The sequence below is a fragment of the Aliidiomarina shirensis genome, assembly GCF_003987345.1.
GTDB lineage: Bacteria > Pseudomonadota > Gammaproteobacteria > Enterobacterales > Alteromonadaceae > Aliidiomarina > Aliidiomarina shirensis.
Window position 1 is genome coordinate 384,029 of record NZ_PIPP01000002.1, and the last position, 14,674, is coordinate 398,702.

10 protein-coding genes are annotated in these 14,674 nt (G+C 48.0%); 3 read left to right on the forward strand and 7 right to left on the reverse strand.

The window, feature by feature from the left end; genetic code table 11:
* Positions 1-7 precede the first annotated feature (7 nt).
* From CWE13_RS05840 to CWE13_RS05855, 4 genes are all read right to left on the reverse strand, one after another.
* Positions 8-358 (reverse strand): P-II family nitrogen regulator, encoded by a 351-nt coding sequence (locus tag CWE13_RS05840; protein WP_126806770.1) that lies wholly within the window; start codon positions 356-358, stop codon positions 8-10.
* Complete coding sequence (locus CWE13_RS12750; protein ID WP_126806771.1) at positions 355-1,872, reverse strand: DUF1538 domain-containing protein; 1,518 nt, start codon at positions 1,870-1,872, stop codon at positions 355-357. Before CWE13_RS12750 ends, CWE13_RS05840 begins: the two co-directional genes overlap by 4 nt.
* 111 nt (positions 1,873-1,983) lie before the next feature.
* Positions 1,984-3,303 carry a chromate efflux transporter gene (chrA, locus tag CWE13_RS05850; protein WP_126806773.1) on the reverse strand — a complete coding sequence of 440 codons (1,320 nt, stop codon included), beginning with the start codon at positions 3,301-3,303 and terminating at the stop codon, positions 1,984-1,986.
* Positions 3,304-3,383: 80 nt separating this feature from the next.
* Positions 3,384-4,277 carry a LysR family transcriptional regulator gene (locus tag CWE13_RS05855; protein WP_126806775.1) on the reverse strand — a complete coding sequence of 298 codons (894 nt, stop codon included), beginning with the start codon at positions 4,275-4,277 and terminating at the stop codon, positions 3,384-3,386.
* A 137-nt stretch (positions 4,278-4,414) separates the two neighbouring features.
* Between CWE13_RS05855 and CWE13_RS05860 the strand changes: the two genes are divergently transcribed.
* The gene (locus tag CWE13_RS05860; protein ID WP_126806777.1) at positions 4,415-5,533 is read left to right on the forward strand and encodes an efflux RND transporter periplasmic adaptor subunit; all 1,119 of its coding nucleotides are present in this window, start codon (positions 4,415-4,417) and stop codon (positions 5,531-5,533) included.
* A gap of 3 nt (positions 5,534-5,536) precedes the next feature.
* Positions 5,537-8,596 (forward strand): efflux RND transporter permease subunit, encoded by a 3,060-nt coding sequence (locus CWE13_RS05865; RefSeq protein ID WP_126806778.1) that lies wholly within the window; start codon positions 5,537-5,539, stop codon positions 8,594-8,596.
* 56 nt (positions 8,597-8,652) lie between these two features.
* On the opposite strand, the gene CWE13_RS05870 is transcribed toward CWE13_RS05865, so the two are convergent.
* The 3 genes from CWE13_RS05870 to CWE13_RS05880 are packed head-to-tail and all read right to left on the reverse strand — an operon-like array spanning position 8,653 to position 11,603.
* Positions 8,653-9,288, reverse strand: coding sequence for a hypothetical protein (locus CWE13_RS05870; protein ID WP_126806780.1), 636 nt, complete (start codon positions 9,286-9,288; stop codon positions 8,653-8,655).
* Positions 9,275-9,754, reverse strand: coding sequence for a methylated-DNA--[protein]-cysteine S-methyltransferase (locus CWE13_RS05875; protein ID WP_126806782.1), 480 nt, complete (start codon positions 9,752-9,754; stop codon positions 9,275-9,277). The genes CWE13_RS05870 and CWE13_RS05875 overlap by 14 nt, the downstream gene beginning before the upstream one ends.
* A 43-nt stretch (positions 9,755-9,797) precedes the next feature.
* Positions 9,798-11,603 carry a glycerophosphodiester phosphodiesterase family protein gene (locus tag CWE13_RS05880; protein ID WP_126806784.1) on the reverse strand — a complete coding sequence of 602 codons (1,806 nt, stop codon included), beginning with the start codon at positions 11,601-11,603 and terminating at the stop codon, positions 9,798-9,800.
* A gap of 183 nt (positions 11,604-11,786) precedes the next feature.
* Between CWE13_RS05880 and CWE13_RS05885 the strand changes: the two genes are divergently transcribed.
* Positions 11,787-14,303: a zinc-dependent metalloprotease gene (locus CWE13_RS05885; protein WP_126806786.1), complete on the forward strand. Its 2,517-nt coding sequence runs from the start codon at positions 11,787-11,789 to the stop codon at positions 14,301-14,303.
* Positions 14,304-14,674: the final 371 nt, after the last annotated feature.

Genomic DNA, 14,674 nt, shown 5'->3' on the forward strand with positions numbered 1-14,674 from the left:
ATCTGGGTTATAACGTATCTTTTAAATGTTGTTCGAATTTTTCAAGCTGAGATACATCAATGCCACCTAGGTGTTCGAGTGGTAATGTGAAAACTAACCCCTTCGAATCCTCACCATCAGGCATGATCACATGCTGGACGGCTTTCAGTATTTGTAGTGATAAGCCTTTTTCCAAAACCATCAACAACACTTGCTGACTTCCATCATATGTTAGGCCAAAAAACGATTTCTTCTGGTTATTGCTGATCCCTCGACCAGACATCACCGTGATACCGCCAGCGCCAAGTTCGCGCGCTGCATCAATCGCTTCTTGCTCTAACTCTTCTGGAACAATTGCAACTAACACTGAAAATTTCATGTTTCTACCTTTTCAATCGAAGTGTTTTGCTGTTTCGCTCGGTATGTTGCCAGCCACTGCATAAGAATAGCGTATACCATAACAGTAATAATGGGGAATATTGAGGCGAAAGCAATTAAGCCAAATCCATCAATGAGTACATTCCGCCCCTCAATATGGGTAGCCAAACCAATACCTAGGGCCGTAACCAGCGGAACGGTAACCTCTGATGTGGTTACGCCGCCTAAATCATAAGCCAGAGCAATAATGTAACGTGGTGCAATAATCGTGAGCACAATCACAATCGAGTACCCGCCAATCACGTAATAGTGCATGGAGCCACCTTCAATAATACGGTGAACACCAATAGTAATACCAATGGCAACGCCTAACGCCACCAAAAGCCGAATCGCATTGCCATTGAGTTTACCCGCCGCTGCTTCTTCGGCTTGCTGCCCAACCGCTATTAACGCAGGTTCAGCCATCGTAGTAGCAAAGCCGATAGTGAAGGCGAAGAGATATATAAAAATTAGGTTATCGCGCTGAATAAGCTGCTCGGCCATGCTGCTACCAATCGGGAATAGGCCCATTTTTAAGCCAACCACAAAAGCATATAGCCCGAAAATCACTAATAAAAAGCCGAGTAACACCTTCCGCGGATTAGCCAAAGGCCGCCGCAACACAATGTATTGAAAGAACACAATGGTAAGAATAATGGGAATTACATCGCGGAACATTTCTACTAAATCGAGCAGCATGGCCGTAAAGCCACCGAGAGCAGCTTCGGTTGCGCCTGATTGCAGTAGCGTGGCATCTGCATCTGGGGCCGGGCCACTAAACACAATAATGCCGTAGATCTGCACACTGATCATCGGCACCATTACTGCTAGTGCCACAAGCCCAAAGCCATCAATCAAAGGGTTACGACCGCGAATTGAAGCAGCCAAGCCAATGCCTAACGCCGCGATTAAAGGAACCGTAACAATGTTGGTGGTTACACCGCCAGAATCATAAGCCAAGCCAACAATCTCTTCGGGCGCGAAGTAAGTGACAATGACCACAACAATGTAGCCGCCAATCATAAACCACTGAAGCGGATACCCAAAAATAGTTCGAAATACCCCAAGAGCAATAACAAAACCCACCGATACGGCAACTAACAATCGGAGCGTTAGGGCATCAATGCGGCCGTCACTAATTTCTTGGGCTTGTTGAGCTACCGCGATCAGCGCCGGTTCAGCAACCACGGCGGAAAAACCAATTGCAAAACCGAAGGCCAACAATATCGGCACCGAACCCTTTTTCGCGAACTGGTTGGAAAGGCTCTTTCCCACTGGAAAAATACTTAGCTCTAAGCCCTGCAAGAAAAGGGCAACACCCACGGCTACAATGCCCAAGCCAATAGTCATACTTAGGCTATTATCGGGTACTTGCTGGAGCACTAGAAGCTGAAAAACCAATACCACAACAACGATCGGTATTAAGTTTTTAAAAGCATGCATTAGTGCATGGGAGAACTCTTTTAAATAACCCAAACGCGGCGATTTCCTTGTTGTTAATCTACGTTTTCGCAGAGGCTACAAATCTTACTTGCCTTACCTTTAGCGTGCAACAGATCCCTACGCTTAGCTAGCTGGTTAAACGATCTAGATCAACCATTGCCACACAACTCCGCCTAAACACAGCAAACCCAGCAATGAGAACAGACCAAGGCGCAATGCGAACATGCACACAAATGCAATCGCGGTTAACACCCACGCTCCGGTTTCAAAGGAACTCAATTCTGGCAGTAACACAGAAACGCCGGAAGTTTCCCATGTGAAGTTATTGGCAAATAAATAGTTAAGCGCAAACCAAAGCGCCAAATTTGCGATAACCCCTACTACCGCGGCCGTTACTGCCGATAGTGCCGCACTTAAACGCGGCATTCCTCGCAGTTTCTCAACGTAGGGAGCGCCAGCGAATATCCAAACGAAGCAAGGTAAAAAGGTAACCCACGTAGTAAGGATTGCGGCCAATGTTGCCCCAAATAATGGGTGCATGCCGGAGGCTTCGCGGAAGCCCGCTAAAAAGCCGACAAACTGAGTTACCAAAATAAGTGGGCCCGGCGTGGTTTCAGCCAAGCCCAGGCCATCAAGCATTTCGCCGGGCTGTAGCCAGCCGTATAACTCAACCGCTTGTTGCGCAACATAAGCAAGCACTGCGTAAGCGCCGCCAAAAGTAACCACCGCAAGCTTAGAGAAGAACAGAGAAATTTGTGCCCACACTGAGCTATCACCGAAAAGTACGATTAACGCAACAACAGTAAGCACCCAAAGGCCAGCGCAAATAAGCGCCGCCCGTTTAGTGCCAGGCCGAATATCAGTGGTGAGAGTATCGTTCGGATCAGCGGTTTTAGCATTTATTTTGGTGGCAAAAGCCCAGCCAATTATGGCAGCGCCCAACACGACCAACGGAAAAGCAACATCAAATACAAACAGCGCCAAAAAACCAGCCACTGCCAACAAGCCAGCAATAGGCGTTTTTAACGCGCGTTGGCTTAGCCGAATCATGGCTTGGAAAACAATCGCTAGAACCGCAGCTTTGAGGCCAAATAACAACCCAGCAACCACGCTCACGTCACCAAGCAATACATACGCCCATGAGAGCGCCAAAATCATGGCTGCACCGGGTAAAATAAACAAAATACCAGCTACTAAGCCCCCCTTCACCCCGTGCAATAACCAGCCCACATAAGTGGCGAGTTGCTGCGCTTCGGGGCCAGGTAATAGCATGCAGTAATTTAGAGCATGCAGAAAACGAGATTCATCGAGCCACTTTTTTTCTTCTACAATCATCCGATGCATCAATGCAATTTGCCCAGCAGGGCCACCAAAACTGAGCAAACCAATCCGCCACCATACGGCTAAGGCCTCGGCGAACGGTATCGAGTGAGTTTCTTGCAGCTTACTTGTGGCATTGCTCATGAATTCAATTCCTTACCCGTGAATTGCCTAGGGTATCAGCGTTTTGTGAACGTTTTACTCAGGTATCTCAACGAAAACCTTCAGCAACGATGAATTTGCTTCGCGAAGGTTTCCCATACTAAAGTGGCTGCAGGCCCTAAGTGTTTCGCGGCCATTTTTACCACATGAATTTCTGCGTGAATATGATCAAGGAACCCCGGAATATCAATTTCTACAAGCTTCTTATTCTTCAACTCACGGCTAATTAAATCGCGTGGCACGACACCCCAACCCATACCTGCTTTCACATACTGTACCAAGGTATGCGCATCATTTACACGTAACCGGGAACTCCCCGAAACGCGATAAATTTGTTCCGGATTGATACCCATATTCAGTTCTTTCGGCAAAATATATGGCAACGCACTCAGCGCATCGCGGCTTTTCGGTAATCCATGTTCCGTAATCAAGCTTTGCGCCATCACCACCACTAATTGAAAATCACCAATGCGCAAGCTCTCGAAATCAGCCAGTTGTTGAAACGTAGGCAACCAAGGCGTTAAGGCTAAATCAGCATCTTCTGATTGGATATCGCGCAGTGATTCCAGTTGCGAATGCCCCGAAACAATCACTTCAGTAAACGGGAAATGTTGCTGCACAAGCCGCAGAGCATCGATCAGAAGCTCAGGGTTACAGGTATAATCGTAGGCGATACGCAACTGCGGCTCTGCCCCCTCCCGAAGTTGTCCGATAGCAGAACTCAGGCGTTCATGTTGCCGCATTAGCTCTTCTGCATGTCGTTTAAACTGTGTGCCTTGCGGGGTCAGCTGTAAGCGGTAACCACTACGATCCAAAATTGCAAAGCCCACTTCATCTTCTAATTTTTGTAGGGTCATGCTGAGCGCAGGTGCGGTTCGGTGCAGCGCTTTAGCCGCACCTTGTAGGCTTCCCTTTTCGAGAACAGTGAACAATACTTTCAATGGCCATATTTTCATGGAGCCGCCTAAAACTTATTAAGTATTATTTAATAATATAGCAAATTTATTTAAATATTTCTTTACAATTAAATGCACTACACTAGTAGTACATTCGCAGCATTCACCAACATCCTAATTGTGAAAGGTTGTCACTCATGCAGTACAAGAAATTCAATGCCCGGTCTTTGATAACACTCATCATTGCCACCGCTGCCATTAGCCTCACGGCATGCAGCGAAACGCCTTCAGCGCCTGAAGATAAGCCATTACGGCCCGTGAAATTGATTACTGTAGGTAGCGATGATAGCGGTGACATTCGTAGTTTCCCGGCAGTAGTTGAAGCAACCCAAACTGCCGATTTAACCTTTCGTGTTGGCGGCGAACTCACTGAGCTTCCATGGCGCCCTGGGCATGAGGTAGAACAGGGTGATTTAATTGCAGCGCTTGACCCTACTGATTATCGCCTTACCGCTGAACAAGCCAGAGCTCGGGCTGAACTGGCACAAGCGCAATACGATCGAATAGAACAGCTCGCCGAGCAAAATATCATCTCGCGCTCACAGTTTGATGAGGCCAAAGCCGAACTACAAGTAGCTCAAGCCAACTTGAACACAGCCGAAACCAATTTAGGCTACACCAAATTACATGCGCCCTTTGCCGGCGTTATTGCCAATTTGCATGTAGAGCTATACGAGAACATTGGCCCACAGCAGCCGATCATTACCTTACAAGTGGATGATATGATCGATGTACGTATTCAGGTGCCAGAACAATTATTTGCCCAAGTCCGCCGCGATTTAAGCTATCAGCCAGATATCACATTTGAAAGCTTACCCGGGCAAACCTTCAAAGGCCAGATTCGTGAGTGGGATAGAATTGCCGATTCTGCCACCAATACCTACCGTGTGGTTTTCACCTTACCGAAACCTGAAATTGGCAATATTTTACCGGGTATGAGCGCCTCGGTAATTATCGATAGTAGCCAAGTTATGCCGGAAACCAACAATGGAATTACCATTCCGATTGGGGCTGTGTTTACGCCAACAGATGAAATGCTCGCGGAAAACATTCGTAGGGTTTGGATTTATCAGCCTGCAGAACAAGGCAGCCAAGGAACACTAACCGCGCGGCAGGTAACCATTGGTGCTGCAAGTTCATCGGGTATATCAATTCTGGATGGCCTTAATATTGGCGAACATGTAGTGGTAGCTGGGGTTCATCGGCTAGAAGAAGGGCAAGCTGTGCGCCCTTGGATCCGCGAGCGAGGCCTATAAGCCATGAATATTGCTCGCTATAGTATTGAACGCCCCACCAGTTCATGGATTCTATTACTGGTACTTTTAATCGGTGGCTTTGTGGCACTACAAAGCCTAGGCCGCCTTGAAGATCCTGAGTTCACTATCAAACAAGCCTTAGTGGTTACCCCTTACCCCGGCGCTTCAGCACAACAAGTAGAGGAAGAGGTAACGGTACTGCTTGAAAATGCATTGCATGAGCTCCCGTACATTAAGCACATTACGTCGAACTCTATGCCGGGGCGTTCACAAATTATGGTAGAGGTGCGGGAAACATTCCGCTCTGATGCGTTACCGCAAATTTGGGATGAGCTTCGCCGTAAAATTAACGACCAATCGCGAAATTTACCCCCGGGCGCAGGCCCAGCCATGGTGCAAGATGATTTCTCGGATGTATATGGTGTATTGCTCGCGATTACTGGTGATGGCTACAGCCTGCCGGCACTATATGACCACGCTAAGTATCTGCGCCGCGAGTTAGCGCTCGTTCCCGGCGTTGCCAAAGTAGTGATTAGCGGCAAACAACAAGAGCAAGTTGTGGCTGAAGTATCACGCGCTCGGCTCGCCAATTTAGGCATTCCACCACAACGTATTTATGAATTGCTCTCTACTCAAAACACCATTTCTGATGCAGGTCGTGTTCGGCTCGGGAATGATGCTGTGCGGTTTGCCACTAGTGGTGAATTTACGTCGGTAGAACAGTTAAACACGCTAATCATCAGCAACCCTGGTGCACGCGAGCAAATTTACTTGGGTGATGTTGCGAATATTTACCGACAAGAACAACCGATTCCAAGCCATATTTTACATTTTAACGGTGAGCCTTCGTTGTGGTTAGGCGTATCCTTTACGCGCGATGTTAACGTAGTAGAAGTTGGCGCTCACTTACGCGAACGCATAGAAGAATTAAACTATGCCACACCAGTAGGTATGGAATTACACTCGATTTACAACCAACCCGCTGAAGTAGAAAGCTCGGTTTCTGGCTTTTTGAATAACCTAGCGCAAGCGGTTGTTATTGTAATCGTTGCATTGCTACTAACCATGGGATTACGCAGCGGCTTCTTAATCGGCCTCGTTTTGCTGCTTACGGTATTGGGTACCTTTATCTTCATGGCCATGGCAGGCATTAATTTGCACCGTGTGTCGCTCGGCGCACTCATTATCGCGCTAGGGATGTTGGTTGATAACGCTATCGTTATTACCGAGGGTATGCTGGTAGGTGTGCAGCGTGGACAAACTCGCTTACGCGCTGCTCAAAACGTGCTGCGGCAAAATGCTTGGCCGCTTTTAGGGGCCACGTTAATTGCTATTTTAGCCTTCGCACCTATTGGTCTTTCCAACGATGCTACTGGTGAATTCGCCGGTTCTCTATTCTGGGTGTTGTTAATCTCTCTGAGTTTAAGTTGGCTTACTGCACTTTTACTTATTCCGTTCTTAGGTGAACGGTTGTTCCGAAAAGGCATAAAGCCGGCGGAAAGTGAGGAGGCTTTATACAGCAACCCAGTGTATAGCGGCTATCGGCGCTTGTTAAAAACGGCGCTGCGTTTTCGTTTACTAACCATGGGCCTCATGGGCGTGCTGCTCGTTGTTTCGGTGATGGGCTTTATGCAGGTAAAACAAAGTTTCTTTCCGAGTTCCAATACTCCGGTGTTTTATGTAGATCTTTGGTATCCACAAGGCACCGATATTCGGGCTACCGGCGAAGATATTACGCGCGCCGAAGCATGGTTACTTAGCCAAGATGGTATCGAGCAAGTTGCCACTACCGTTGGCCAAGGTGCGCCACGTTTCACCTTGCCATATATAGTAGAAATGCAGCATGAAAACTATGGGCAGCTTATTGTTCGCACGGAAAACACCGATATTTTGCCAAGTTTAATGGGCAAAACCCGTGATTACTTGGCGAATGCTCACCCCGATGCACGGCCAAAAATACGCCGTATGGAAATTGGCCCGCCTGTAAAAGCCGCTATCGAAGTACGTTACAGCGGCGCCGATCCCGATATTTTGCGCCAGCTTTCCGCACAAGCACAGGAAGTACTGAGCCGCGAGCCTGCGCTTGCATACGTTCGTGATAATTGGCGTGAGCGAGCAAAAGTATTGCGTCCGCAATTTAATGAAACCCATGCCCGCCGGGTAGGTATTAGCAAACAAGATGTAGATGATTTATTGCTCGCAAATTTCCGTGGTAAACGCGTTGGTATTTATCGCGATGGCACCGAACTTTTGCCCATTCTTGTGCGGGCGCCAGAGAGCGAACGTGTGTATTTAGAGCAATGGCAGGATATTCAGGTATTTAGTACTGCCCTAAACCGGTATGTTCCGATGCCGCAGGTGGTGGATGCAATGCCGCTTGAGTGGGAAGATCAAGTTATTCACCGCCGTGATCGCAAGCGTACGCTCACTGTAATGGCGGATCCCGATCCACTGTTTAACGGCACACCCGCACAAATCTTTAGCAATATCGAAGCCGAAATTATGGCTATCCCGCTACCCGCAGGTTACGAAATGGCGTGGGGTGGCGAACATGAAGCTTCGGGTGATGCGCAAGCGGCAGTATTCAAAACGCTTCCGTTAGGTTATTTGGCTATGTTTATTATCACCGTATTATTGTTCAGCTCAGTGCGCCGGGCCGCGGTAATTTGGACAACGGTGCCGCTTTCAATTATCGGCGTTACCTTAGGTTTACTGCTTACCAACCAAGCGTTTAGCTTTATGGCGTTACTCGGAATATTGAGCCTTAGCGGCATGTTGATTAAGAACGGTATTGTATTGTTAGAACAGGTGCTCACTGAAGAGCGCAGTGGTAAATCGGGTTATCAAGCGCTTGTTGATGCCTCTGTAAGCCGTGTACGCCCGGTAGGTATGGCTGCGGTAACCACAATTCTTGGTATGATTCCGCTGCTATTTGATGAGTTCTTTGCCAGCATGGCCGTAACCATTATGTTTGGCTTAGGCTTCGCCACTTTGCTTACGCTGATCGTAGTACCCGTTATGTATAGCCTAGTGATGCGTAAATCGGAATACACCAGTAGCTAATTTAGCTACGCGAGCTACCGGCGCTTTTACATGTGTTTTCACTGTTATTAGCGCTGTTAGTTGGCAGCCCCCGATTCACTAGCTTCTGGCAATTCACCTTCCTGCATTTCATCAACTGGCAGCTCATCCGGTTGCACGCGCGCCTGAATTTGCAGCGTAGTGTAACCGGAACGCGGCATGTTATACCCCATGTTCAATGGCAAACGATTAGGCGTCATGCTTGCTTGAATCATGGTGCGTACATCCGGCGGCGTAATTAAATAGCGGCTGATATCCGAGCGCATACGCAAGCGCTGATCCACATCATCAATACCCGCCATTCGCAAATAGGTATTCAGCAGCGCATTCATCCCTTGCTCATGCCCACGCAGGAACTCCAACGTGAGCTGAGCGCCTGTTTCATTGCCCGGCGCTGCGAGCAGCGTAATGGCATACCGATGTTCCGAAGAAGTGGTTCCCCAACACACCCAATAGTTTTGGTACCCCTGCTGGCCAAGAATTTGCCCACGCTCAAAATCAGTATTGCAGCCTTCCCAATCCGAAAGCTGAAACTCGGTGAGCACCGCTAACTGATGCTGAATTGTAGGTAACTCACCCTCCGGCCAATTCGATTGGTTCCGGCTTGGTGCATCACCACAACTCGCGAGAAAAACTGCGCTTGCTATTACAATACTACGTCTAACTAGATTCATGTGTTAACAACCATTTCTTTCGTTCTACGCCACCGGCGTAACCACCTATACTACCATCAGCCTGCACTACACGGTGGCAAGGTACAATAATAGCATGTGGGTTTTTGCCATTTGCTTGACCCACGGCTTGATAACCTCGAGGTCGATCTACGCGTTCAGCAAGTTGTCGATAAGACCATGTTTCGCCAAACGGAATTTCCCGTAACGCTGCCCATACCTGCCTTTGGAACTCGGTACCTTGCACTACTAACGGCACATCAAATATCTCTAAATCGCCAGCAAAATATTCGTTAAGCTGCTGCTCCAGTTTATCTAACCAAGCATTCGCTTCGTTATGGGTATGGTAACCATGGCCAATTTTTGGCATTTCTTTTACGAAATTAACCGCGAGAATACCTTTCACATTCGCCAACAGATGCAGGGTTCCCACTGGGGTTCGAATATAACGTTCAGCCTGATCAATCATATTTTATATCCTCAAGTTACCCGTATTTTATTGGCTTCACGGGCTACCAAATCCAGTGCTTAAAACGATATAGCCAACGTTCGAGCGCATTCATTTCTGCGCGCTCCGCTAATACCGCCGCTAATACGTCAGGTCTATCGGTAATAATGCCATCAACGCCTAAATCCACCATTCGCGCCATACTTGCAGCATCGTTCAACGTCCAAACATGCAGTTCGTGGCCGTAACGGCGCACGCTACTCAATCGGCTCGGTGTTACCAACGCATCTCTTAGTGCTAACGCGGTAAACGGTTGCCCTTCAACCCGCCCAACCGAAGTGTGCACTAACAAGCTGGTGCGTATGTCTGGATGGATTTCTTGCGCTTGCAACAAATCATGCGCCGATAGCGACGCGATCACCGATTCCTCAAGAAAGTCCAATGCTTCCAGTTCGGCGAGCGTTTTCGCAACTAATTCCGGCATCTGCGGCGCGCCTTTAATCTCTATATACAGACCCGCCCTTCCCCGCACAAGTTCAACGGCTTGCGCTAATGTTGGAATACGCTCACCACGAAAATCACTCGCAAACCAGCCGCCTGCATCAATGTTCTCAAGCTCACGGCTATGCACATCCCAAATCGCGCGGCTATCGCCTGCAATTCGCAGCAAATCACGATCATGTAAAAGTACTAACGAGCCATCAGCAGTGTGCCGAACATCTACTTCAATATAGTTCGCACCTTCATTTATTGCGCGCTCAATCGCAACCAATGTATTCTCTGGGGCATTCCAAGAATTACCTCGATGCGCAATATTCATTACTTCATCGCGTGGCGCGAATACTTGCAATGCAATGGCCACTTGCACTACTGCAAAAATAACCAACACTGCTTCAATACCAATCGCAAAATAGCCCACATGCCGAGGTTCGTTATCAATGGTTACGCCACGTTTACGTTGGCACCGGCGGTGGTAGAGCTTAAGAATGAGCAAACTATTTACGCTTACCCCAAAGAAACCGGCAATCAGATTCAATAGCGCATAGCCAAATAGCAAGGCGGCCAACACCGTTAACACAACCACGTGCTGCTCCGGCAACACCTGAAAAATTCCCCAGCCTAACGCATCGAAAAACAGCGAAACCGCAAATGGGATCATGGCCACTGCACCGGCAATGGTAAGCACCGTCATCGCAATTTTTCGCCGTGCACCAAAGGTGAGTTCGGCACTGCGCTTTAACGCTGCGATAGGCTTCAAATCTTCGATAAGCATTGCAGGCAACGCCAACACCCAACGCAAGTAAAGGCTACCATTCACTGCAACCACTCCTACCGAAGCGAATGCCAAAATAGCGAGGAACTGCCAAAATTCAGATGGATAAGCGGTTAATACATAATAAATATCGTAATCGGCAAGCAATTGTTGAAACGACCACGCCACCAGTAAAACCATGGGCGCTAACAACAATAAATGCACAGCTACCTGTAGGCCGGATAATTTCAGCAAAAAGCCGAGGCGTTTTGCCACACACCATAGCGCACCGGCTGCGGTATGAAATTTCCCACTGGCATCGCGCGTAGCAATAAGCATCATTCCAGCATGCTGAACGAAGATAAACATCGCCGCCAAAGTAAGCGATATCAAGAGCCACAACACACCTACCGGGTTGAGAGCGAACAGCACCAGCTCTTCATTCCCGATCATACCGCTACCACTCAAATGCACCAGTGCCGCTAGAAGCCACGCACTAAAAGGAGCGAGGAGGAGCACCGACAATAATGCGAAGTACAAATGAAAGGCGAGCAACGGCCTTCGGTGATACCGAATAGCGGCAAGAATATCCCGTTGCATATGCCGAAGTGAAATCATGAAGTTAGTGTAACGCGCTTGCGAACAGGTTTAAATAATTCGATTTCGCATTCATTTACCTGTTACTTGTAGGCGAAACCGCCCTGCTTATCGCAAATACACATTTTTTTACGTTTTCGGTTTTTTCATTTGCGCCAAGAATGGATAGAATCAGAGTGTTAATTCATCAGGGAACTAATAATCATGAAAAAAACACTGATCGCGAGCAGTTTGGCTGCCATTCTGCTTTCGCCTTTCGCCTATGCCGAGGAGCCAACCGAAGCTGAAGCAGAAAAGGCAGAAGAACCGAAAACGTATAGTGAAATTGTAAAAGATCTCAACAAAGCGGAAGGTTTATTTAACTTTTATCAAGACGAAGAAACTGGCGCAATGCAGTTCTCTTTATCTGCCGACCAGTTAGACCAACCTTTCATCTACTTTGCAACAACCGTAGATGGTGTAGTTGAAGCCGGCCACTTCCGGGGCAACTACCGCGATACCAAACTTATTGAATTCCGCCGTTATTTTGATCGTATTGATGTGGTTATTCTGAACAATAACTTCCACTTCGATGAAGATAGCGCACTTCACCGTGCTAAAGATGCCAACATTAGTGAATCTACTGTTGCCAGCTTAAAAATCAAAGAAGAAAGCGAAGGCCGTATCTTGTTAGACGCCGATGAACTTTTCATCAGCGAAGCACTTCACCGTGTAGCACCGTGGGCACGCCCAGGTAATCAAGGCCCTTCTTTTTCATTAGGTAACTTGAGCAAAAGCCAATCACGCATCCTAAATCAACGTGCATACGAAGATAATATGGATATCGTGGTTGATTACGTGTTCAACAACCCGAACCCAGTAGTTTGGGGCGGTGGCGGCGTAACGGACCCTCGCTCAATTTCAATCAAGCTACAACACTCGTTCATTGAAATGCCAGACAACGATTTCCAACCACGTCGTGATGATGCACGTGTTGGCTATTTCGGTCAGCAGTTCACCGATATGACAACGGCGGATTGGGCACCATTCAACGATTACATCAATCGTTGGAACTTAGTGAAAAAAGACCCTTCAGCTGAACTTTCTGAGCCGGTAGAACCTATCGTTTGGTGGATTGAGAACACCACGCCAGTAGAATGGCGCGATGTGGTTGCGGAAGGTATTTTAGCGTGGAACAAAGCATTTGAAGCCGCTGGTTTCTTAAATGCTATTGAAGTTCGCGTTCAGCCTGACGACGCCGAATGGGATGCTGGCGATATCAACTATAACGTTGTGCGTTGGACTTCTTCTCCGCGTCCTCCATTTGGTGGTTACGGCCCATCGTTAGCAAACCCATTAACGGGTGAGTTAATTGGTGCTGATATCATGATGGAATACGTGTACATGACCAACCGTTGGTTAGAAGATCAACTACACGGCGATAGCGAACATGGTTATGAAGAACAAGATTTATATTGCAGCCAAGGTCATTTAATTCATCAGAATCTTATCGCGGGTAGCGCGATGGCTGATTTATTAGGCACTGAATCTATCGAAGATAACGAATTGCTTCGCCAAGGTATGATTCACGTAATCTTGCACGAAGTTGGCCACACGTTAGGCTTAAACCACAACATGAAAGCGTCTATCCTTTGGGATGAGAACGAAGTTCATGATGCCTCGTTAACTAAAGGTGTGTTAACCGGCTCTGTAATGGATTACGCACCAGTGAACATTGCACCGCCAGGTGTTTCCCAAGGTGATTACTATCAATACGTGGTTGGTCCTTACGATGAGTGGGCTATCGAGTATGGTTACTCACAAGGTCTTGACGATGCGGAAGCTGAAGAAGCGCGTTTAGAAGCTATCTTGAGCCGTTCACACGAACATGGCTTAGCCTTCGGTAACGATGCTGATGACATGCGTGCGCCTGGCCGCCACATTGATCCACAGGTAATGATTGGTGATATGTCATCGAATCCAGTGGCTTATGCTGTAGGCCGTTTTGCAGTGGTAAATGATACCCTGGAAAACTTGCTTGAGCGTTCATTGGTTGCCGGCGAATCGCATCAGCGCACAGCTACTTCTGCGAGCCGTTTGTTCGGTCAGTATGCTAGCCAAGCGGGTGTGATTACGCGTCAAATCGGTGGTGTTTATGTTGAGCGTGCAATTGTTGGCCAAGCCGACGATGTGAAGCCGTTCACTCCGGTATCACGTGAGCGTCAAAAGGCGGCTATTCAAGCGCTGAAAGATCACGTTTACGCGCCTGACGTGTTGAGCAACATGGAGCCAGTATTGGCCTACATGCAAAATCAGCGCCGTGGCTTTAGCCATTCTGGCCGTAACGAAGATCCGAAGTTCCATGAAATGGTTCTGAACATGCAACGCAATACGTTCAATCACTTATTGCACCCTGCGGTTCTTCAACGTGTTACTGATTCAACGCGCTACGGTAATGAGTATCCGTTACATGAAGTAATGGGTGATCTTACTGATGCGGTATTCCAAACAGATAAAGCGCTTTCTACTACAGCGAAGAATCTGCAAATAGAATACGTAACGCGTTTGTTAGCTGTTGCAGGTATCGAAGGTAGCGCGAGCTACGATAACATGAGTAAAGTAGCGGCTACTGCGCAGCTTAACCGTATCAAAGCTATGCGTGCTCCGCGTCGCTCTGATTTCGCGGCTACTGCGCACTACGATTACTTACGCATGATGATTGATCGCGCAATGGAAGGCTAATCGCCTCCTTGCACTAAAAAGGCTCCTTCGGGAGCCTTTTTTATTGCTTGCTGGAATAGCTTGCTTCGGGGGTGAGGTTCTAACACTGCCGGGACGCCGCAAGTACTTCCATGTAGGCTTGGCTGCCGCATCCCTGCGGCAGACACCCTGCAGCGCTAGAACCTCACCCCCGAACGCCATTCCTGTTATGCATCGAGCTTTGCTTTAACTTCGCCCCAAAGAGCCGCCACTTTTCACCCAATAAAAAAGCCAGCGCAAGCGCTGACTTTTTATTTACACTTAACCTCTAAACCAGAGGCGCAACCAGAATCGGGGCTAGCCCACACTAAGCGATGGCCGGCGCGCATATAGCAAGGCGCAGGCCGCACCGA

What these genes read in the sequence shown, in the direction of transcription:
- CWE13_RS05840 (WP_126806770.1), bottom strand. Translation starts at nt 358, where the DNA reads ATGAAATTTTCAGTGTTAGTTGCAATTGTTCCAGAAGAGTTAGAGCAA.
- chrA (WP_126806773.1), bottom strand. Translation starts at nt 3,303, where the DNA reads ATGAGCAATGCCACAAGTAAGCTGCAAGAAACTCACTCGATACCGTTC.
- CWE13_RS05855 (WP_126806775.1), bottom strand. Translation starts at nt 4,277, where the DNA reads ATGAAAATATGGCCATTGAAAGTATTGTTCACTGTTCTCGAAAAGGGA.
- CWE13_RS05860 (WP_126806777.1), top strand. Translation starts at nt 4,415, where the DNA reads ATGCAGTACAAGAAATTCAATGCCCGGTCTTTGATAACACTCATCATT.
- CWE13_RS05865 (WP_126806778.1), top strand. Translation starts at nt 5,537, where the DNA reads ATGAATATTGCTCGCTATAGTATTGAACGCCCCACCAGTTCATGGATT.
- CWE13_RS05870 (WP_126806780.1), bottom strand. Translation starts at nt 9,288, where the DNA reads ATGAATCTAGTTAGACGTAGTATTGTAATAGCAAGCGCAGTTTTTCTC.
- CWE13_RS05875 (WP_126806782.1), bottom strand. Translation starts at nt 9,754, where the DNA reads ATGATTGATCAGGCTGAACGTTATATTCGAACCCCAGTGGGAACCCTG.
- CWE13_RS05880 (WP_126806784.1), bottom strand. Translation starts at nt 11,603, where the DNA reads ATGATTTCACTTCGGCATATGCAACGGGATATTCTTGCCGCTATTCGG.
- CWE13_RS05885 (WP_126806786.1), top strand. Translation starts at nt 11,787, where the DNA reads ATGAAAAAAACACTGATCGCGAGCAGTTTGGCTGCCATTCTGCTTTCG.